Source organism: Amycolatopsis regifaucium (assembly GCF_001613935.1).
In the GTDB taxonomy this organism is placed as follows: domain Bacteria; phylum Actinomycetota; class Actinomycetes; order Mycobacteriales; family Pseudonocardiaceae; genus Amycolatopsis; species Amycolatopsis regifaucium.
Genome location: NZ_LQCI01000051.1, coordinates 154,924 through 175,481, shown reverse-complemented (window position 1 = coordinate 175,481; position 20,558 = coordinate 154,924). Strand labels below are relative to the sequence as shown.

Below are 20,558 nucleotides of genomic sequence, written 5' to 3'. Positions count from 1 at the left end.
ACGGTCCGCCTATTGCGGCCACGGTGACAAGAATGTCGGAGCCGACCCCGAGCCGGATGCCAAAACCGGGCGGCCGGAACAACTGCGCATCGACATTTTCCCACCACGTCGGTATTCAGGAAAGCGTCCGTAAACACCCGTAACCACGGAGAAAAGCATGGATGCGACGACGCCCCGTGCCGGATCGGCGGCCGTTCTCTGATGGCCTGCCGGGCGGACTTCCACCTGGGCAGGCCGAGGGCCGAACGCGCCCGTCGCGGTTTGCGCTGGGTCCTTCCCACCCTACGGCCACCGGAGCGGCGGGTCCGGCGGGTCAGTTCCCTGGTCCACCTTCGTCGCGGCGGTGGGCGCGCATGAGCCGCTGGGCGCGCAGCGCGAGTTGCATGCCCAGCCGGTCGTCGGCGTCCTTGAGCCGGTCGCCGAACAGTTCTTCCAGTTGCCGCAACCGGTTCCGCACGGTCTGCGGATGCACTCCCAGCCGTTGCGCGATCTCCGGTGCCCCGCCGCGGGTCTCCAGCCACGCCAGCAGGGTTTCGCCGAGCCGCTCCTGCTGTTTCTCGCTCAGCGACGTGAACGGGTCGAGGCTCTGCTTGGCCAGTTCGGCGCCGAGGAAATCCTCGGCGAGCAGCCACAGTGTCGCGAGATGATCCCGGCACCAGATGATCGGTCCGGGAGCGTCCTCGCTGGTCAGCAGCAACGCGCGGCGCGCGGTGCGCAGGGCGGCCGGGGCGTCGGCGAGCGGTACGACGGGGGAGATCGCCGCGCGCCAGCCGTCCAGTGCGCCGTTCAGCGGCGCGAGATCGGTGTCGGGATCCGCGGTGAGCAGGTACGGCTCGGCGGCGTCGAGGTCGCGCAGCACGTCGTCGTCCAGGAGGTGGGCGGGGAATTCGCCGGCGCCCGGAGCGCGCTGGAGCGCGACCATGGCCGCGGTGCGCGGGACCCGCCACCCGGCCCCGTTCGCCAGGCTCGCGATACTGGAGGCGGACCCTTCCGGCGCCTGCGTGATCAATTCGAGCAGACGACGGCGCCGGAGCGGGGCGGCGCCCGCGGCCTTGGCTTCGGCCTCCTGGTAACCCTCGATCGTCGTGGCGAAGAGTTCGTCGACGTAGACGAAGACGGACTCCGCCGCGAGCGCGATGATGTCGGGGCCGACACCGAGGCCGCGCACGATGGGCCGCATCGCGCGCCATGCCGCCCGGGCGCCGATCGTCGCGCTGTCGTGCAACGGTTCCAGGCCGCGGCCTTCGGTGAACTCGCTCCGCCCGCGTAGGCGGTAGAAATCGATCCAGCGGTCGTGCGGGACCACCGGATCGCCGATGCAGTCGACGTAATGCCGCACCGCCCGTTCGCAGGAAACGACCAGGACGCGGCCGAAGACACCGCGCAACGGCCGTGCGTAGGCGGTGACCGACCGCTGCACCTCGTTGATCATCGCGGCCGCGGCGTGACCGGTATACGGACGCAGTTCTTCGCCAAGCGAACGCGGCAACGTCGCCAGCATGCGGAAACTGCGGTACTCGACCACGAAGACCCCCTTTGCTTTCGACGAACGGGAAGACGGAAAACGTGAATCCCTTTGCACGGCCGCGTCGGATCGACGGGAACGGTGCCGGGAGTGTTTCTACTCGGTCGGCCGACGGCGTGTACCACGAATGTGACGTTGAATTGTCAACGGAAAGTCGCCCTCGTCCCACGGACGGCCTTTCGGTGTGGCGGCTTTTGACACGGATGTGGCGCCGGTCCTACGCTCCGTGCATTCGAGTGCGCCGGTGGCGCGCGGCCGAAGGGAATGGGTGCCCGGAATCGTCGGCAAACTTCCGAGCGGGGGAAATCACACGTGAGCTGGCAGCCCGTTGGTTCGTTGTGGGCACGCCTGCCGAGGGAACTCGGTGACGCCGTCCGGCCGCGGATCCCCGCGATCGCCGGGCAGTGCGTCGACGCCGTGGCGGCCGAAATCGGTGAATGCGCCGAAGTCTTCAGCGACAGCGACGCCCGGGCCGCGGCCGTCGAACTGACCCGGCGCGGCATCGAACGCGCCATCGACCGGGTCGGCGTCCCCGAACTGCTGCAGAACGACCTCCTGGCGGACTTCCGCGACCAAGGCAGGCTCGCGTTCCGGCAAGGGCTCAGCCGTGAGGCCGCGCAGGCGGCGTTCCGGGTCTCGAGCCGGGTGCTGTGGCGTTCCATCGTCACGGCCGGCCGCCGGCTGCGGCTGTCCGGTGACGTCCTCTACGGCGCGGCGGAGTGCTTGTTCGGCGACGTCGTCGAAGTGACGATGGCGCTGACCGAGGGGTACAACGCGGCACAGGCCGAGGCCACCGGACCCGCCGAGCAGCGGGCCAGGTTGTTCCGGCTGCTGACCGGCGGTGCGGGCTACACCCAGGCCGACGTCGGCGCGCTCGCCGTCGCGATCGGCTGGCGGATCCCCGCCCGGATCACCGCGGTCGTCTTCACCGCCGCGCCCGGGGCACCCGCGTTCCCCTCGGGTCTGCTGCCTTCGGCGGTGCCCGCGGATCTCGTCTCGGACGCGCCCGGTGCGCTGGTGGCCTGTCCCGAAGCCGATCTCGGTGGTCTGCGGGAACTGCCTTCCGGCTGGTCGGCCACGGTCGGGGTGCCCGTCCCGGTGGCGCAGGCCGGCGAGTCGTTCCGGATCGCCCGCCGCGCTTCCGAACTGGCCCAGCGGGGGATGATCACCACGGTCGGCCCGGTGCTGTGGTGCGAGGAGCACATCACCACGTTGCTGCTGCTCGCCGACGAGTTCCTGCTGGACAGGCTGGCCGGAGAGACGCTGGAACCGCTGTCGGGGCTGGCGCCGCGGCAGCACCACGAGCTGGCGGCGACCCTGCTCACGCAGGTGCAGACGCGGGGGAGCGCGCCCGAGATCGCCCGGCAGCTGGCCGTGCACCCGCAGACGGTGCGGGCGCGCCTGCGGCGGCTCACGGAGCTGTTCGGCGAGCGGCTGGACGACCCGGATCAGCGGCTGCGGATCGAGCTGGCGTTGCGGGCGGAACGGCTGCGTCCCGCCGACGTCTGACCGGCTTTTCGGGTTCTGGCGGGTTTGCAGTACATGATGGCCCCCTTCCTTGCGCCAGGCGCAAGGAAGGGGGCCATCATGTACTTGGCGAGGGATCGAACGCTGAGCCACCTTTGCCTTACCTGTCAACGGAATCCGAAATACCACGCACGAGGACGCGCTGACGGGCGCCCGCCACCGGGAACACCCAGCGGCGGTAGCCCCACCAGCGGAACGCCGAACCGGCCGCGGTGCCGATCAGCATCCCGCTGACGAAGTCGGCGATCTCTTGTGCGAGGAAGCCGACTTCGGGGACTTCCAGGCGCAGGACGTACCGCGAGATCAGCGGCGGGCACAGGTTGATCGTCACGGCGATCGCGTTGACGGCGAAGAACAACGCCGCCTCGTGCAGGCGAGGCCTGCCGCCGCGGGTGTGGAACGCCCACCGTCGCGAAAGGAGGTAGGCGAAGGCCGTCGCCACGACGGTCGCGATGGCCAGCGCCGTGACCGGTTTGGCGTGCAGGACGGTGAGTTTCAGCCCGTAGTTCGTCCCGAGGGTGAGACCGAACGAGGCGAGCCCGACGGTGGCGAACCGAAGCAGCTCGCGCCGCTTACGCGCACCGCCGGGCGCCGCTTCGTCCACAAAGGACTCCGGGGCGGTTCTGAGCACCGCGGGCTCAGCAGTTCGACGTCGCGGGGGTACCCGCGACCCGGTCCTTGAGGAAGGTGAGCACGTCCGCGTTACCGGTGTAGACCGCCGTGATGTGATCGGTGTCGAAGGTCTTCCAGGTCGTCTTGACCCCCGCGGCGCAGTAGGTCTTGTGCAGCGCGTCGGCCTGCGCGAACTGCACGAGCTGGTCCCCGGTGGCGTGATAGAGGAACAGCGGGACCTTGATCGGCGTATTGCCGAGCTTGTTCTCGTTGAGCCGCTTGACCCATTCGGGCCGCACGTAGCCCGCGCTGGTCGTGTAGTCGGCGATCCTCTGGTTCGCGTAGGTGGTGAGCAGTTCGAACGTGCAGGCGCTCTTCTGCATCTCGGCCAGTTTCGCGCGGCCGTTGTCGCTGAGGAACGAATCCAGCTTCAGCTCGGGATAGGCGTTGTCCAGCCCGACGAGGGCGTAGGCGAAGACACCGAAGCCGAACTTCCCGTCGAGCTGCAGGGTGACCTGGACGAGGTCGGCGGGGACACCGCCGGCGGCGACGCCGACGAGATTCAGTTCCGGGGCGTAGGTCGGCTGCAGTTCGGCGGCCCAAGCCGCGGCCCCGCCGCCCTGCGAGTACCCGCGGAAGAGCACCTTCGCGTCGGCGGACAGTTTCGCCTCCGGCAGGCGTTGCGCCGCGCGGACCGCGTCGATCACCGCGGGGCCCTCCGAACGCCCGACCACATAGGTCGTCTTCGGATCCTGGCGGTAGCCCTCGTAGTCGGTGAGCGCGACGGCGTACCCGGCGTCGAGCAGGTCGTCGAGCCCGGACTGCTCGTAGAACGCGCCGATGTCGATCATCTTCGACGGCGTGCAATGGAACGCCGGGCCGTGCGTGCCCGCGGCGAACGAGACGATCGGGGCCTTCGCCGGATCGGCGTTCTTCGGCACCAGCACCGTCCCGGTCACCGCGTCCGGCCGCCCGAGGGCGTCGGTGGACAGGTACATCACCTGCCACGCGTTGACGGAATCCTTGCGTGGTCCCGCTTTCGAAACCCGCGAGCGGATGATGTCACCCGGCTTGCCGGCCGGGAGCGGGGACGGCGGGGTGTAGAACGAGTCGTCGGACGCCGCGGTGGCGGCGGAGTTCGCCGGGGTCACGCTCAGCGCGCTCAGCACACCGGCGGACAGGACGATCGCCAGTGCGGCGGCGAGCGTCCGGTGGGAAGGGCGGGGGAACGAGATCGGCACGGCCGGGCCTCCAAAGAACGCGGGACGAGGGTCGGTCGTGAGTGATTCAGGTCGTTCTAACGACCCGGATCACTCACGACATGCCGTAGACCTGGCGGCAGGTCGAGGATTCGGTGAAAGCGAGGTTCAGTTCCGAGTTGGCGCGCAGGTGCTTGATCGGGCCCTCCGGCTCGCTCAACCCGCTCATCGTGGTGTCGGCGTCGGCGACGACCTTCTCCAGGCTGGCCTTGTCGGTGACCTTCGCGTCCTGCATCTTCGCCAGGGTGGCCGTCACCTTCGACTTGGTCTCGTCCAGCGTGGTGGTCGCCTTGTCCACAGCTGACTGTCCATCCGGGACCGGCGGCACGCCGGCGTTGCGGATCCCGCCTGCCATGTCGTCGAGCGCCACGGTGAGTGAATTCAGGAAGCCCACCATGGCGGTCTTCGCCCCCTGCGGGTTGTTGGGGTCGAAAGCGGGCGGTTGGGACAGCTTCGCCGAACCGGCCGCGACCCCGGAGCACACCTTGTCCGCCCAGGCGAGCGCGGCGGGGTCGGCGTGACGACCGGCGTCGGCGGGATCGTCGGACCCGCAGGCGCTCAGCAGGACCGCCGAGGCGGTCACGGAGACGGTGGCGAAAGCGATTCGCGCTGCCGTTCGGCGCATTCTCTTCATGGTTTCCCCGTCGAATTCGGCGAAAGAGGGCCGGTCGCCCCGCGACGAGCGGAAATCCGCGCGGTCGGCGGCGACCGGCTTGCTGAACCGCGAGGTTACTCACGAATGATTCCGGCAGGCAACAGGCCAACCGGCGGGAGAAGCGGGGAAAGCGGTGATTGGCATGCGCGAGATAGTTTCGGCCGGTGCGATTGTCACTCGCGTCAGCAGTTCCCGTGACGGCCTCAAGTAGCTCTGTGCTGGGGAAACCCATGTGCCGCTACTAGGAAACGGGCGGAGGCACCGTGCCAGCGTGACAATTTACCGGCGGTGCGTCAACTTTTCCGGGGAAGCCCTTGATAGCGATGCGGACGCGTCGTTAGTTTACTGTTCGGTTGCGATCCGTCAGACATCGTCGCTACCCGGAGAATTCTCTCGGGCCGATATTCATTGCTCTGGGGAATTGTACGCCGTTTCGTATCATCGTTGATACCACGGAAGGACGATCGTGAGTCACCGTAGAGGAACCAAGAAGGCGGTCGCCGCCGCCGCGGCCGGTGCCGTGGGGCTTGCCACCGCGGTACTCGTGGTCGGGGCACAGTCCAGTGCCGCCGATCCGATTTCGCTCCCGCTCAACTACCACTGCAACCTCCCGCTCGTGGGTTCCCAGTCGCTGAAGGTGGTGATCAACACCGATCTGCCGCTTTCGGTCAAGACCGGGCAGCCGACCGGCACGTTCGACATCAAGGCCGTCTCCACGATCAACGCGGACACGGTCAGCGGGCTGAACCTGATCGGTGCGACCACGCTGGAAGGTCAGGCCATCGCGGCGGCGACCGTGGCGGCGCCGGGACTCAACCTCCCGGTCAAGGTGCCCAACGACATCGCCAAGCAGAACATCCCCACCTCGGGCGAGATGACGGTCAACGCGGCGGGCAAGACGCCTTCGCTGACCTTCAACCAGCCCGGCGAGGCGAAGATCACCGTGGGTGACCTGCAGCTGAAGGTCACCCCGCGCAAGGCCGACGGTTCGGTCACCGGGATCACCCCGGACGGCACGATCGACGCGCCGTGCACGCAGGATCCTGGCCAGAACAACACGCTGGCCACGATCAAGATCGGTGACGGCCCGACCCCCACCGGGACGACCACCACCACTCCGCCGCCGTCCAGCACCACCACTCCGCCGAGCTCCACCACGACCCCGCCGGGTACCACCACCCCCGGTGGCGGCGGGCTGAAGTACTCCTTCGGCATCAAGGGGCAGACCGCTCTGAAGGCGCTCGGCAGCACCGCGCCGATCAACGGCGGCTTCGACGCGGACGTGGATCTCGCCGCGAAGACGTTCACCGGTGACCTGAAGGTCGACCCGACGTCCACCCAGTTCAAGCTGTTCGGGTTCGTCGACGGTCGCTCGGAGGTCAAGGTCGAGCAGGTCGGCAAGCAGACCGGTGAGCTCGTCGGTACCGGTTTCAAGGCGCACATCAAGTTCAACGTGTTCCTGCCGAGTGTGCAGGTCTTCGGGATCCCGATCAGCAGTGACCCGAAGTGCGGGACGGTCAGCCCGTCCACCAGCGAGATGACCACCGGTCCGGACTTCGACCTGCTCAAGGGCGGGAAGCTGTCGGGTACCTACTCGCTGGCGGCGCTGCAGAACTGTGGTTCGTTCAACGACATGATCAGCATGTTCGCCAAGAGCGACGGCAACACGCTCGATCTGAACCTCACCAAGAAGTAGCCAGGCAAGCCGGTCCCCGTCGCCTCCCGCGGCGGGGACCGGTGCCTTTTCCGGGAAGGCGACCATGCCCCTCCGCATCAACGTCCGGATGCTGCTCGCGACGGGCCTCATCGTCCTGCTCACCGCCTGCTGCCTGCTGTTCGTCGCGGTCCACAGCGCGGCGGCCGGCACGCCGGTCGAGAAGAAGCTGTCGTTCACCTGTCCGTTCCCGCTGATCGGGCTGCAGAAGCTCGAAGCGGTGATCAAGGCCGACTTCGAGGTCCCGACAGCGCCTGGTGGCACGCTCACCACCTCCGGCCTGACCATCACGGTGACCGTGCCGGACAAGGCGGCGCGCGGGCTCAACCTTGTCGGCGCCACCACCGTCGAAGGCACCGCGGCGGCGGGTGTCACGCTCGTCAACGGTGACGCGAACCCGTTTCCGGTGCGTATTCCGCTGAACGTCGCCAAGACCGACCTCCCGTCGTCCGGCTCGTTCAGCACGGTGGCGACGGGTTCCGTTCCCACGGTGACGCTGGCGAAGCCGGGCAAGACCACGCTCACCGTCGGCGACTTCACCACCCGGTTGACCCCGAAGAAGGCCGATGGCTCCTTCACCGGGATCGGTGCGTTCACCTCGGACTGCACCCTCGACCCCGGCCAGGACGCGGTCTTGCTCTCCTTCGACCTCGGCGGGGCCCCGGCGGGGCGCCACTACGCCGTCGCCGGGAAGACAGCGGTCAAGGCGCTGGGCGCCACCGCGCCGCTGACCGGCACGTTCGACCTGAGCGCCACCTCGTCCACGGTCTTTTCCGGCGGTCCGGTGTTCGACAAGGCCCACACCGACTTCCGGCTGTACGGTTTCGTGCCGGGCGTGGCCGATCTCGAGTTCGTCGCCGAGGGACCGCAGGGCGGCGACCTCATCGGAACGGGCTTCGTCGCCCGGCCGCGGTTCACCACCGTTCTGCCGCTCGTCACCCTCCTCGGCATGCCGGTCAGCAGCGGCCCCGGCTGCCGGACCTCGAGCCCGTCGACGGCGGAACTGCGTACCGGGGACGGGTTCACCATGGCGGGAGGCGGCACGCTCACGGGCGCCTACGCGCTCGCGCCGTTGACCGGCTGCGGCGCGTTCACCCCGTATCTGAGCACGTTCGTCCAGGGCGAGGGCAACACGTTCGATCTCGTGCTGACCCCGCGCAAGCCCTGATCCAGGACACCTGTTTCCACCACCACCGCAGTAGCCGGGCCGGCGCTGGCCGACGACGTCCTCATCGAACGGCTCCGCAAAGCCGGCTACACGGCGGAGATTCGCGGCGAAGAGGACCGGGACAGCGGCTTCGCGCGGCAGCGACATCGCGCTGCGTTCGGCCGACATCGTGCTGGTCCGCGAAGATCTGCGGGTGGTCCCCGACGCCATCCGGCTCGCCGACCGCACTCTGCGCGTCATCCGGGGGAATCTGGCCTGGGCGTTCGGCTACAACGTCGCCGCGATCCCGCCGGCCGCGCTGGGCCTGCTGAACCCGCTGATCGCCGGGGCGGCGATGTCGCTGTCGTCCGTGCTCGTCGTGTCCAACAGCCTCCGGCTGAGAGACTTCGGCCGGGCGGACCGACGCGCCGCGTGACACTTGCGGGTGGTTTTGTACCATCGCCCCGGACAAGGGGGCCTTCGTGAAGCCGTTGAACACCGGCGAACCCACCGGCGTGGGGCGCTACCGGGTGTTCGCCGCGCTCGGGGAAGGCGGGATGGGCCGGGTACTGCTCGGCGTCTCCGCCGACGGACGCCTGGTCGCGATCAAGCAGGTCCATCCGGGTTTCGCCCACGATCCCGGCTTCCGCGAACGGTTCCGCCGCGAGGTCGCCTCCTCGCGCCTGGTGTCCGGCGCGTACACCGCGCCGGTCATGGACGCCGACCCGAACGCGCCGACACCGTGGCTGGCCTCGATGTTCGTACCAGGCCCGTCGCTGGCCGAAGCGGTCGCCGCCGGTGGACCGCTGCCGCCGATGGCGATCCGGTCTCTCGCCGCGGGGCTCGCGCTGGCGCTGGGTGACATCCACCGCGCCGGGCTGATCCACCGGGACCTGAAGCCGAGCAACGTCATCCTCACCGGCGACGGTCCCCGGGTGATCGACTTCGGGATCGCCCGCGCCGCCGAGGGCGACTCGGAGCTGACGCACACCGGCGCGGTCATCGGTTCGCCCGGGTTCATGTCGCCGGAGCAGGCCGAGGGCAAGCCGCTGACCCCGGCGAGCGACATGTTCGCGTTCGGCGCCCTGCTCGTCATGGCCGCGAGCGGGAACAGTCCGTTCACCGGCACGTCCACCCCGCACACGCTCTACAACGTCGTGCACGTCCAGCCCGATCTGCGCCGGCTGGCGCCCGAGGTCCGGCAGCTCGCCGAGCCGTGCCTGGCGAAGAACCCGGCGGACCGGCCGTCCCCCGCCTGGGTGCTGGAGCGGTTGGGCCCGATCCCGCCGACGACCAGCCCCTGGCCGCCGGTGGTACCGCACCTCATCGAGACGCAGCAGGCCGAAATCCGGCGGCTGCTGAACCCTCCACCGTCGAAGCGGTCCCGTCGGGGCCTTTACGCGGGGATCGCCGCGGCCGCCGTCGTACTGCTGGCCGGTGGCGTCGTCGCCGCGGTTTCGCTGAACAAGGACGGCCCGCCTCCCGCCGTCGCGGCACCGAGCGGGTCACCGCAGCCGGACGAGCCGGTCACCACTCCGGTCAACCCGGATCCGCTCGGTCCGGACAACCTGCGCAAGGTGGATCTGTGCAAGGTGCTCGAAGGCCGCGAGGTGCCCGGTCTCGGCAAGCTGAGCACGAAGAACGGCACCCAGTTCGATTGGTGCACGTATTCCTCGCCCGCGGGCAAGTGGCTGGAGCTGAAGATCGGCGGCGACCTCTTCCAAGCCGAAGCGGGTGGCGAACTGGAGGGGCTTCCTTTGGCCGTCAAGGGGTCTGCCGGTTCGTGTGAGGTCGCGGTCCCCGTCACCGGGCTGCTGAACACCAACCTCACCGCCGGCGTGAACTCCTTGTCCACAAAGGACGAGGCGTGCCCGGTGGTGAAGGCGGCCCTCGCCGACGCGGTCAAGCGGATCCGGGCCGGTGGTCACGAGCACGACCTCGCGGCAGGCACGCTGGCGCCGCTGGATCCGTGCGCGCTGGTCGGTGCCGCGACCGTGGACCGGCTCATCGGCCCGGTGGTGGAGACGATCCGCGAGCATCTGCACGAATGCCGGTACGACGCCGCGGGCAGTGTCCGGTTGAGCTTCGTGCGGGGAACTCCGCCGACGGAGGCGACGTACTCGTCTTACGCGGCCACCGCCACGCTGGATCTCGGCGGCACCAAGGTGTACCTGGCGAGGTCGGACGATGGCGCCGCTCGCTCCACCTGCTCGCTGACCTGGCAGCACCGGCCGGTCAGTGACCGGGTCGGGGAGAACGTCGAGCTCACCGTCGGCACCAGCGGCGCGGAGAAGAACGCCGAACTGGCCTGCGAGAAAGCGAAGAACTTCGCCGGGGCACTGCTGCAGAAACTTCCGAAACCCTAGGCTGGTCAGTGAAACCGTTGAAACCCGGCGAACCCCGGCAGATCGGCCCGTACCGGATCATCGCCGAGCTCGGCGAGGGCGGCATGGGCCGCGTCGTACTGGGCCTCGCGCCGGACGGCAGGCTCGTCGCGGTCAAGCAGCTGCACGCCCAGTTCGCGCACGATCCCCGCTTCCGGGAACGGTTCCGGCGCGAGGTCGCCACCTCCCGGCTGGTGTCCGGTGCCTACACCGCCGCGGTCATGGACGCCGACGCGGAAGCGCAAACCCCGTGGCTCGCCTCGGTCTTCGTCACCGGGCCGTCGCTGAAGGAAGCGGTGGACGCCGCCGGTCCGCTGCCGTCCGTGTCGGTGCGCCTGCTGGCTTCCGGGCTCGCCGCCGCGCTGACCGAGATCCACCGTGCCGGGCTGATCCACCGGGATCTCAAGCCGAGCAACATCATTCTCACCGGTGACGGACCCAGGGTGATCGACTTCGGCATCGCGCGGGTGGCGGAGGAGGCGCAGGAACTCACCGGGACGGGAGCGATCATCGGGTCGCCCGCGTTCATGTCCCCGGAACAGGCGGGAAGCGGGCAGGTCACCGGGGCGAGCGACGTGTTCTCCCTCGGCGCGATCCTGGTCATGGCGGCCACCGGCCGCGGTCCGTTCACCGGCCCGACCGCACCCCAAACGCTGTATAACGTCGTGCACGCCACCGCGGACCTCACCGGGGTCCCGGAGGAAATCAGGCGACTCGCCGAACCGTGCCTCGCCAAGGATCCGGCGCGCCGTCCGACCCCGGACCAGATCCTGGACTACCTCGGCCCCGTGCCGCCCGGCGCGGCTCCCTGGCCGCCGTCCGTGCACGCCCGGATCCAGCAGCAGGACGCCGAAGTGCGTTCGGTGCTGGCGCTGCCGCTGCCGATCTGGCGGCCGCCGTCCGAGAAGATGGCGCCGCGGACGAAGAAGATCCTGTTCGGGGCACTCGGCGCGGTCGTGTTGCTCGTGGTCACCGGGATCGTCGCGCTCGGTCTCTCCATCGCCGATCACGCCAAACCCGAGAACCCCGGCGTGACGTCGCTGGCGGCCACCGAGGCGCTCAGTCCGGAACGCCTGCGCCTGGTGGATCCGTGTCAGGTCCTCGCCGGCCGGTTCGTGCAGGAGTTCGGCACCCTGAAGCCGGACACGCGTTCGTTCTACCCCGCCCGTTGCAAGTACACCGGGCTCAACGGCGAGTCCTTCGAGATCCGGCTCGGCGAGCCGATGAGCACCAGCGGTGTCGTGCGAACGGATCGGACGGCCGATGGACTTCCGCTGCTGCGCAGCACGATCAGCGGCGGGTGTGATTCGGTCATCCAGCTTCCGGCGGATCGGCGGCTCGGCGTCGTCGTCTCGCATCCGGGCCGGGAAGGCGACCCCTGCAAGGCCGCCGACGACATGCTGACCGCCGCCGTCACCCGGCTGCGCACGCATGAGGTCGACCGCGCGAGCGACCCGTCGAGTCTGCTGCCGCTCGACCCGTGCGCCGTCGTCGATACCGCGGTGGTCGCGAAGAACCTGCCCAACGCGCAGGCCGGTCCGCGGGCGTTGCGTATTTGCGAATGGCAGGGCGGTGGCGAGACGGTGACCGTCGAGCTGAGCCAGGGGGCCTACGTGCCCGAGGGTTCGCCGGTCGACCTCGGCAACGGCGTCACCGGCGACATCCGCGAGTTCGGTGGCACGAACTGCACCGTGACCTGGCAGCACCGTCCACTGCCGGAGCGCGAGGCCGAACACGTCGCCGTCCGGCTGAGCGCCAAGGAGGGGAGTGGAAGCCCCTGCGACCGGACGAAGGAGATCGCCGGCTCGATCGTGCCGAAGCTCCCGAAGCCCTGAATCCGCCCGCTCGCCTGGGGTTCGATCGAGAAGGGGATCCCCTGCGCGGGCCCCGAAACGGGTCCGCTAAACTGTCTTCAGTACGAACAACTTCACCACGCGCGTTTAGCTCAGCGGGAGAGCGCTTCCCTGACACGGAAGAGGTCACTGGTTCAATCCCAGTATCGCGCACCAGGTTCGCTTCCCCGGCGGACCGGAGTTCGTACCACGGGCGATTAGCTCAGGGGGAGAGCGCTTCGTTCACACCGAAGAGGTCACTGGTTCGATCCCAGTATCGCCCACCGCGGAGAAGGCCCCACCCGGCAAGGGTGGGGCCTTTTCGCGTCTCGTGCGTGGTGGGTGTCGTGAGTGGCGATTCGGGTTAGAACACGAAACGCCACTCACGACCACCGGCACCGACACGCCACCGTTGCCCTATCCCTCAATAGAACGACCCGGATCACTCACGAGTCCGAGACGCGACCGCGGCCACCAAGAACACCCCACCGGCCACACCCGCCGACACCTGAAGCCCGACGGTGCAGGCGGCCCGTGCGGCGTCGAGTACTTCGACGGCTAACTGCGGAGTGAGGCCTGAGGCCGCCGTCTCCGCTTGAGCGGGTCCCGACAAGGCCAGTCGCCGCGCCTGATCGGGGACCGCGGCCGGGAGCGCCAGCTGCCCCGCGTACACCGCGGCCGCCAGGGAACCGAACAACGTCGTGCCGAAACCCGCACCCAGTTCGTAGCCCGTCTTCTCCACCGCTGCGGCGCCCCCGGCCTGGTCCGCCGAAGTCGCCGAAAGCAAGGTGTCGGTGCTCGACGTGAGCGCGAGCGCCATACCCAGCCCCAAACCGGTCAGCCCGGCGCCGAGAAGCACCGGCGAGGTCAACGCCGCCGACCCCGTCGACGGGACCACCAAGGACAACGCCGTCACGGCGAAGCCGGCGGTGCGGACCCTCGCGTTGCCGAACCGCTCCAGCAACGCCGGCGTCACCACGCTGCCGACGGCCGACGCGCCGAGTACCAGCAGCAGCCGGGCCGCCGCCGCGGTCGGGGAGAGGCCGAGCACCACCTGCAGGTACTGCGCGAACAGCAGGCCAAGGCCGACCAGGGTGCTCATCACCAGCAGCACCCCGCCGACCGCGGCCCGCACCCCCGGCAGCCGGAACAACGTCAGGTCCAGCAACGGCGGATCGGTCCGGCGTTGGCGGCGCAGGAACAGTCCGATGAGGACACACCCGGCCACCCCGGAGACGACGGCCGTCAGCCAGGAGCCCGGCTGTCCGACGGCGAACGCGATCCCGAGGACACCGCCCGCCGCGAGACCCGCGCTGAGCGCGTCCCACGGCCGCCGTCCCGGTGGATTCCGGGGCAGCCACCGCAGCGCCAGCACCACGGCCGCCAGGATCACCGGCGGGTTCAGCAGGAAGGTGGCGCGCCACCCCCACGTCTCGACGAGCACACCGCCGAGGATCGGCCCGAACACCGAACCGGTGCCCGCGATCCCGCTGCACACCGCGATCGCCGTCCGGCGCTGCCGCTGCTCCGGGAAGAGTTCCCGGAGCAGCGACATCGTCACCGGCATGATCATCGCGCCGCCGCAGCCAAGGAGCGCGCGGAAACCCAGCAATACCGGGACGTTCGGTGCGAACGCGCAGCCGAGTGACGCGACCCCGAACACGACGTACCCGGTGACCAGCACGCGTCTCCGCCCGTACCGGTCGCCGAGGGTGCCGAACGGCAGCAGCAGCGGCGCGGCGGTCAGCGGGTAGATCGCCACGATCCACACCTGTGCCGCCGCTCCGGGCCGCAGCTGCCGGACGAGGTCGGGCAGCGCGACGTGCAGGACGGTCGCGTCCACCGCCACGAGGAAGAGCCCGGCGCCGAGTACCGCCAGCAGCGGTCTGGCCCGGACCGCCCGCTCGGCCCGGGCCGTGGTCACAGGAGTCCTGCCAGATGCCTCGCCACGACATCGACATGCGGCGGGTCGACCACCGACAGGTGATGGGCCTCCACCGGCACGATCTCCAGTCCTGGGCACAGTTCCGCCCATCCGGCCGCGAGGTCCGTGCGGGAGTAGCGCGGCTCCATCGCGAGTCCGGCGGCGTACTGCTCCGTCGCCCGATAGAGGACGACACGGCCGTCGTAGCGGCGTGGTGTGCCCCGTTCCGCCGCCAGCGTGTCCAAAAAGGACTGACGCTGATGCCGGAGGACACCGGGGCTGAGCAAGCCGGCCTCCGCGACTCGGCGCATGGTCAGCTCGATCTGCTTTTCTTCGGGCAACGGTGCCAGCTCCTCGTGACCGAGCCGGACTTCGCGGCCGTAGGTCCCTTCGACGTAGCCGGTGAACCGCAGGAATCGCCGGGCGGACGACGCCCGCGGATCGAGGTCCGGTTCGGGGAGCGGGAGCATGGTGTCGATCAGCGCGACGAACTCGACCTCTTCGCCTTCCTCCGCGAGCCGCGTGGCGACCCCATAGGCCAGCGCTCCGCCGAAGGACCAGCCTGCCAGCCGGTACGCCCCGCCGCGGTTCTGTGCCCGCACGAGCGGCAGCAGGTGTTCGACGCGTTCCTCGATGCCGATACCGGGAACGCGCTCGAATCCGACACACGGCACCGCTGTCGGCAGCCGATCCAGCAGGGGCCGGTAAACGGTGCAGGTACTGCCGCCGGGGTGGAACAGCAGCAGTGGTTCGACACCGGACTCTCCGGGCGTGAGGACGTGCACCGGCCCCCGTTCCTCCCTCGTGTCGAGGACGGCGCGGGCGACGTCGGCGATGGCCGCGAGCGAGTCGTGCCGCAGAAGTTCCGCGGCGTCGATCGGGGTGTCGAGTTCGGTGCTGAGCCCCTCGGCGATCAGGCCGGCCAGCCGGTCCGGCGCGGGAGTCTCGGTCAACCGGACCTGCGTGCCGCCCGCTTCGGCCCCGGTGTGCTCCTGCCACAGGCGGAGCACCAGCCGGTCCGCCGCGTCCCAGGCACGGCCTCGTGCCGGAAGCGGATCCTCGTCTTCGCGCGGTGCGAGATCGCGATTCAGGTCGGCGAGGGTGGCGCCCCGGAGCACGCTCGCGGCGTCGGGTTCGGTGCCGAACTCCCGGCGGACGGCTTCGCGGATCCGGTTCGCCATCAGGGAGTCCAGCCCCAGTTCGACGAGTGGGACGTCGGCGTCGATCCGGTCGGGCCGCAGCCCCATGACGGCGGCGACGATCTCCGTCAGCCGGTTCCCGCCACCGCGGCGGACCGGTTCGGGTTCGGCCGTGCGTGTCGCGAACGTCGGCGGCTCCTCGACGGCGGTGTACCAGTGCCGTTCGTGCCGCCACGGCATCGGCGGGACGTCGACCAGCCGGGCTCCGTCGTCCGGATCGGCGGGGGTGATCCGGGTGCCCGCGCAGTAGAGTTCGGCCGCGGCCGAACCGAGCGCGCGGACCTCGTCCTGACCCCGGCGCAGGGTTCCGGTGACGACGGCGTCGCGGATTCCCTCGGCTTCAAGGGTTCGCGCCACCGATCCCCGCAGAATCGGATGGGGCGACACCTCGACGAAGACGCCGTAGCCGTCCGCGGCGGCGGCCGCCACGGCCTGCCGGAACCGCACCGGACGGCGCAGATGCGCGGCCCAGTATCCGGCGTCGAAGTCCGGCAACTCGCGCGGATCGGCCAGAACCGTGTCGTACCAGGGCACGGTGGGGCGGCGACCGCCCAGTTCGGCGAGTGCCTCCTGGAGCGCGGGCAGGACGGGTTCGACGCGGACGGAATGCCCGGCGACCTCGACCGGCAGCCGCCGCGCGGTCAGCCCGGCCGCCACCAGTTCCGAGACGAGCAGGTCGAGGACGGTGGCGTCACCCGCCACGGTCAGCTGCCCCGGCGCGGATTCGACGGCGAGTTCGATGTCCGGGTACAGCTCGAGTTCCTCCGGTGCCAGTTCCACCGCCGCCATCGCGCCGCCGGGGCCGATGGTGCCGAGCAGCCGGGCACGCGTCGCGACCAGGTGAACGGCCTCGTCGGGAGTGAGCACGCCGCTCACGACCGCGGCGGCCGCGGAGCCCAGCGAGTGCCCGATGACGGCCGCGGGCCGGACTCCGAGCGCCTCCCACTGGGCGGCCAGCGCGATCTGCGTTCCGAAGATGGCCGCCTGCGTTTCCGGCAGTGGCAGGGGCTCCTCCGTGGTGAGCAAGGAACGCAGTGACCGGCCGGTGTGCTCGGTGAACAGGTCGTGGAGCTTGTCGACCTGTGCGGCGAAGGCGGGTTCGGCGGCCAGCAGCCCGCGTCCCATGCCGGGCCATTGGGAGCCGTGGCCGGAGAACACGAAGACGGGTCCGCCGGTGGTGCGGGTCGAGCCGGTGACCGCCCCGGCGGGCAGCGGATCGGCTCCGGCGCCGACGGCGCGCAGTAGTACCGCCAGTTCCGCGGTGTCCCCGGCGACGACAGCGGCGCGGTGCGGTCCGCCGTTGTCACGCCGGAACAGCGTGTGGGTGACGTCGGCGAGGGAAGCCGACGACGCCGCCGGGGACTCCAGCCAGTTCGCCAGTTGGGTCGCCCGTTCGGTGAGCCGGTCGGCGGTCCGGGCGGACAGCAGCCCGATCCGGACGTCGGCGCGTTCCGGCGCGGGTTCCGGCACCGGCGCCTGTTCCAGGACCACGTGCGCGTTGGTCCCACCGAACCCGAACGCGGATACCCCGGCAGTGGCGCGGCCGGAGTGTCGCGGCCACGGCGTCGGCTCGGTCACCACCCGAAGGCGCAGGTCGTCGAACGGGATGTGCGGGTTGGGCGCGGTGAAATGCAGCTGGGGCGGCAGTTCGTCGTGGGTCATGGCGAGGACGACCTTGATCAGCCCGGCGATCCCGGCGGCCGCCTCCGCGTGCGCGATGTTCGTCTTCACCGAACCGATCAGCAAGGGCGCGTCGGCCGTCCGGTCCTTGCCGAGCACGGCACCGAGCGAGCGTGCCTCGATCGGGTCGCCGAGCAGCGTGCCGGTGCCGTGCGCCTCGACGTAGTCCACAGTGGATGGATCGAGCCGCGCGCCGTGGTACGCCGTGCGCAGCATGTCCTGCTGGGCGACGGGATTCGGGGCGGCGAGACCCTGCGACCGGCCGTCGGAGTTGACCGCGGTGGAGCGGATCACCGCGAGCACCCGGTCGCCGTCGTACTCGGCGTCCGCCAGCCGCTTGAGGACGACGACGCCGCACCCTTCGGCACGCGCGATGCCGTCGGCGCCCGCGGCGAAGGTCTTGCAGCGGCCGTCGCCAGCGAGCAGCCCGGCCGCGGCGAACGCGGCCGTCGGCCCGGGAAGCAGCATGAGGTTCACCCCGGCGGCCAAGGCCAGTTCCGCCTCGCCGTCCCGCAGCGCGCGTACCGCGTGGTGCACCGCGACCAGCGAAGACGAGCAGGCGGTGTCCACCGCCATACTCGGCCCGCGCAGGTCGTAGATGTAGGACAGCCGATTGGCGGAAATGCTGCCGGCCGCGCCCGTGGCCGTCCACAGATCCACGTCGCCGCCCGCCATCGTGAGATGCCCGTAGTCGTGGGTGGAGATGCCGGTGAACACGCCGGTCCGGCTGCCGCGCAGGGAAACCGGCGCGATCCCGGCGTGTTCCAGGGCCGCCCAGGCGACTTCGAGGAGCATCCGCTGCTGCGGATCCATCGTGGACGCCTCACGCGGGGTGATGCCGAAATGGTCGGCGTCGAAACCGGCTACGTCGTCGAGGAAACCGCCGACCACCGGTGCGGCGTCGGCGGTCCAGCGGCCCGGCGGCGCCGTCCGGACGGCGTCCCGTCCTGTCCGCAGCAGGTCCCAGAACTCCTCGAGGCCGTTCGCGCCCGGCCAGCGGCAGCCGAGGCCGACGACGGCGATCGGGTCGGTCCGGCGGCGATCGGTACCGGTCGGCTCCGGTTCCGGTTCGCCGCCGCCGGTGAGGGAGCGGGCGAGGTGGTCGATGGTCGGGCTCTCCCACAGCAGCGTCGCCGGGAGCGGTGTGCCGAGCAGGTCTTCGAGGTCCGCGGCGATGCCGACGGCCTGACGGGAGGACAGGCCGTAGTCACTGAGCGGACGGTCGGGTTCGAGCCGGGCGGAGTCCACGCCGATGTGCCCGGCGACGGTGTCGAGCAGCCAGCGGCGCAGCGCGGGGGTGTCCAACGACGGGTTTCTCATCGCACCAGTGCCTTTCCGTAGTCGCCGGCGAGGTAGTGGCCGCGGCAGGCGGCGCGGGCGATCTTGCCGCTGGAGGTACGCGGGACCCGGCCCGCCGGGACGAGCACGACGTCACGCAGCGAGAGGCCGTGCGCGTCGGAAACGAGCCGCCGGATCGACGCGGCGAGGGCGCGTTCGTCCTCCGTGGTCAGTTCGGTGTGGCGGCGATGTTCGGCCACGATGACCGCGGCTTCGGTGTCGGTCCCCTCGACGGCGAACGCGGCGACGCTGCCGGGCCGGATGTCCCGGTCGGCCGAGGCCGCCGTCGCTTCGACGTCCTGCGGGTAGTGGTTGCGGCCGTCGACGATGAGCAGATCCTTGATCCGGCCGGCGATGTAGATCTCGCCGTCGTGGCGGACGCCGAGGTCTCCGGTGCGCAGCCACGGCCACTCAGGGAGCCCTTCGTGGTCGCCGGTCAGCCGGGCACCGAAGGTTTCGGTGCTCTCCAAGGGCTTCTGCCAGTAGCCGGTGCCGACGTTGGGCCCGTGCACCCAGATCTCGCCGACCGAGCCGTCTTCCAGCACCACGCCGGTTTCCGGATCGACCAGCGCCACGTGCTGGCCGACGGGGACACCGCAGGCGACGAGTTTGAGGCCGTCGTCGGCCTGGCGCGCCGTCCCGGTTCCGAGTGCGGCGCGGTCGAACGTGGCCACGCGTGGCGGCTCGCCAGGCCCGGTGGTGACGAAGACGGTCGCCTCGGCCAGCCCGTACGCGGGGCGGGTCTTCTCCGGCCGGTAGCCGGAATCGGCGAAGGTGGCGTGGAACCGGTCGAGCACGTCGGGGTTGATCGGCTCGGCGCCGTTCACGATCGCCGCGACGCGGTCGAGGCGAAGCCTGGCGCGGTCCTCTTCGCGTACCCGGGTCGCGGAGTAGTGGAACGCGAAGTTCGGCGCGGCGCTCCAGCTTCCGTTGTGGTCGCTCAGCAGCTCCAGCCACCGGACCGGCCGTTCGATGAAGGCCAGCGGATCCATCAGCACCGACCGCATGCCCATCGCCAGCGGGGTGATCAGACCGAGGACGAGACCCATGTCGTGGAACAGCGGCAGCCACGACACGGTGGTTCCCGACGCCGGGTCGATGCCGAGGCCGTGTACCGCCTGTGCGACGTTGGCCAGCACGTTCGCGTGGGTCAGCACCACACCGGCGGGGCTGCGGGTCGAACCGGAGGTGTACTGCAGATACGCCACGTCGTCCGGCGCCGCTTCCGGTACCGGCCACGCGCGGGCAGGTCCTTCGGCGGGCTGGTCTGCCGCGAGGACGGCGACCCGTTCGCCGCCGGGCAGACCGGACAGGAACCCGCGGACCGCGTCCTCGGCCGCCGCGGTGGTGACGACGGCGGTGGGGGAGCAGTCGGTCAGCACCGCGGCGAGCCGTCCGGCGTGGCCGGGCAGCCCGGGGTCGAACAGCGGGACGGCGATCGCGCCCGCGGTGATCGCGCCGAGGAAACCGACGACGTAGTCCGCGCTCTGCGGGCACAGGATGGCCACCCGGTCACCCGGCCGGACGGGAAGCGCGCCCGCGACGGCGTCGACGCGCTCCTGGAGCTGTCGCCAGGTCAGGGTTCGCCGACGGCCGGCGCGATCGACCGCGAAATCGGTGAAGGTCACCGCGGGCCGGTCGCCCGCGACGTCCGCCCAATGCCGGAGGCAGGCGGGGAGGGTGGGGCCGGCCGTGGCGGGCAGGTTTTCAGTGGCCAGGGACATGGCGTCTCCTCGGGGTTCGGCGGGGGATATCGCGGGGT

General features: G+C 70.4%; 12 protein-coding genes, 2 tRNA genes and 1 pseudogene. 8 read left to right on the top strand and 7 right to left on the bottom strand.

The window, feature by feature from the left end:
* Positions 1-313: 313 nt before the first annotated feature.
* Positions 314-1,501 (bottom strand): PucR-like N-terminal domain-containing protein, encoded by a 1,188-nt coding sequence (locus AVL48_RS34790; protein WP_061987748.1) that lies wholly within the window; start codon positions 1,499-1,501, stop codon positions 314-316.
* 336 nt (positions 1,502-1,837) lie between these two features.
* Here AVL48_RS34790 and AVL48_RS34785 point away from each other — a divergent pair, with 336 nt between their 5' ends.
* Positions 1,838-3,034, top strand: a complete 1,197-nt coding sequence (locus tag AVL48_RS34785; protein WP_061987634.1) for a PucR-like N-terminal domain-containing protein — start codon at positions 1,838-1,840, stop codon at positions 3,032-3,034.
* A 118-nt stretch (positions 3,035-3,152) separates the two neighbouring features.
* Here AVL48_RS34785 and AVL48_RS34780 read toward each other — a convergent pair whose 3' ends face one another.
* The 3 genes from AVL48_RS34780 to AVL48_RS34770 form a co-directional block, all read right to left on the bottom strand.
* Positions 3,153-3,683 (bottom strand): GtrA family protein, encoded by a 531-nt coding sequence (locus AVL48_RS34780; protein WP_244162332.1) that lies wholly within the window; start codon positions 3,681-3,683, stop codon positions 3,153-3,155.
* A 7-nt stretch (positions 3,684-3,690) separates the two neighbouring features.
* A complete protein-coding gene (locus AVL48_RS34775; RefSeq protein WP_061987635.1) occupies positions 3,691-4,905 on the bottom strand; it encodes a lipase family protein in 1,215 nt (404 codons plus the stop codon).
* A gap of 73 nt (positions 4,906-4,978) precedes the next feature.
* Positions 4,979-5,548: a hypothetical protein gene (locus AVL48_RS34770; RefSeq protein ID WP_061987637.1), complete on the bottom strand. Its 570-nt coding sequence runs from the start codon at positions 5,546-5,548 to the stop codon at positions 4,979-4,981.
* A gap of 496 nt (positions 5,549-6,044) precedes the next feature.
* Here AVL48_RS34770 and AVL48_RS34765 point away from each other — a divergent pair, with 496 nt between their 5' ends.
* The 7 genes and pseudogenes from AVL48_RS34765 (at position 6,045) to AVL48_RS34735 (ending at position 12,939) form a co-directional block, all read left to right on the top strand.
* Positions 6,045-7,274 carry a DUF6801 domain-containing protein gene (locus AVL48_RS34765; RefSeq protein ID WP_061987639.1) on the top strand — a complete coding sequence of 410 codons (1,230 nt, stop codon included), beginning with the start codon at positions 6,045-6,047 and terminating at the stop codon, positions 7,272-7,274.
* A gap of 64 nt (positions 7,275-7,338) precedes the next feature.
* Positions 7,339-8,460 carry a DUF6801 domain-containing protein gene (locus AVL48_RS34760; protein WP_061987641.1) on the top strand — a complete coding sequence of 374 codons (1,122 nt, stop codon included), beginning with the start codon at positions 7,339-7,341 and terminating at the stop codon, positions 8,458-8,460.
* A 133-nt stretch (positions 8,461-8,593) separates the two neighbouring features.
* Positions 8,594-8,875 (top strand): annotated as a pseudogene (locus AVL48_RS34755) (heavy metal translocating P-type ATPase); the annotation flags it as partial.
* A gap of 46 nt (positions 8,876-8,921) precedes the next feature.
* Complete coding sequence (locus AVL48_RS34750) at positions 8,922-10,805, top strand: serine/threonine-protein kinase (protein WP_061987645.1); 1,884 nt, start codon at positions 8,922-8,924, stop codon at positions 10,803-10,805.
* An 8-nt stretch (positions 10,806-10,813) separates the two neighbouring features.
* Complete coding sequence (locus AVL48_RS34745; protein ID WP_061987646.1) at positions 10,814-12,658, top strand: serine/threonine-protein kinase; 1,845 nt, start codon at positions 10,814-10,816, stop codon at positions 12,656-12,658.
* A 99-nt stretch (positions 12,659-12,757) separates the two neighbouring features.
* Positions 12,758-12,832: transfer RNA gene (locus AVL48_RS34740), tRNA-Val, on the top strand.
* A gap of 35 nt (positions 12,833-12,867) precedes the next feature.
* Positions 12,868-12,939 (top strand) — tRNA-Val (locus tag AVL48_RS34735).
* 158 nt (positions 12,940-13,097) lie between these two features.
* Here the strand turns inward: AVL48_RS34735 and AVL48_RS34730 are convergent.
* The 3 genes from AVL48_RS34730 to AVL48_RS34720 are packed head-to-tail and all read right to left on the bottom strand — an operon-like array spanning position 13,098 to position 20,520.
* Positions 13,098-14,579 (bottom strand): MFS transporter, encoded by a 1,482-nt coding sequence (locus AVL48_RS34730; protein WP_061987648.1) that lies wholly within the window; start codon positions 14,577-14,579, stop codon positions 13,098-13,100.
* Positions 14,576-18,778 carry a type I polyketide synthase gene (locus AVL48_RS34725; protein ID WP_061987650.1) on the bottom strand — a complete coding sequence of 1,401 codons (4,203 nt, stop codon included), beginning with the start codon at positions 18,776-18,778 and terminating at the stop codon, positions 14,576-14,578. The genes AVL48_RS34730 and AVL48_RS34725 overlap by 4 nt, the downstream gene beginning before the upstream one ends.
* Positions 18,775-20,520: a fatty acyl-AMP ligase gene (locus AVL48_RS34720; protein ID WP_061987652.1), complete on the bottom strand. Its 1,746-nt coding sequence runs from the start codon at positions 20,518-20,520 to the stop codon at positions 18,775-18,777. The genes AVL48_RS34725 and AVL48_RS34720 overlap by 4 nt, the downstream gene beginning before the upstream one ends.
* Between the last annotated feature and the right edge of the window lie 38 nt (positions 20,521-20,558).

Excerpts from the sequence above, each read along its gene's own strand:
- AVL48_RS34790 (WP_061987748.1), bottom strand. The coding sequence starts at position 1,501 with ATGCTGGCGACGTTGCCGCGTTCGCTTGGCGAAGAACTGCGTCCGTAT.
- AVL48_RS34770 (WP_061987637.1), bottom strand. The coding sequence starts at position 5,548 with ATGCGCCGAACGGCAGCGCGAATCGCTTTCGCCACCGTCTCCGTGACC.
- AVL48_RS34760 (WP_061987641.1), top strand. The coding sequence starts at position 7,339 with ATGCCCCTCCGCATCAACGTCCGGATGCTGCTCGCGACGGGCCTCATC.
- AVL48_RS34725 (WP_061987650.1), bottom strand. The coding sequence starts at position 18,778 with ATGAGAAACCCGTCGTTGGACACCCCCGCGCTGCGCCGCTGGCTGCTC.
- AVL48_RS34720 (WP_061987652.1), bottom strand. The coding sequence starts at position 20,520 with ATGTCCCTGGCCACTGAAAACCTGCCCGCCACGGCCGGCCCCACCCTC.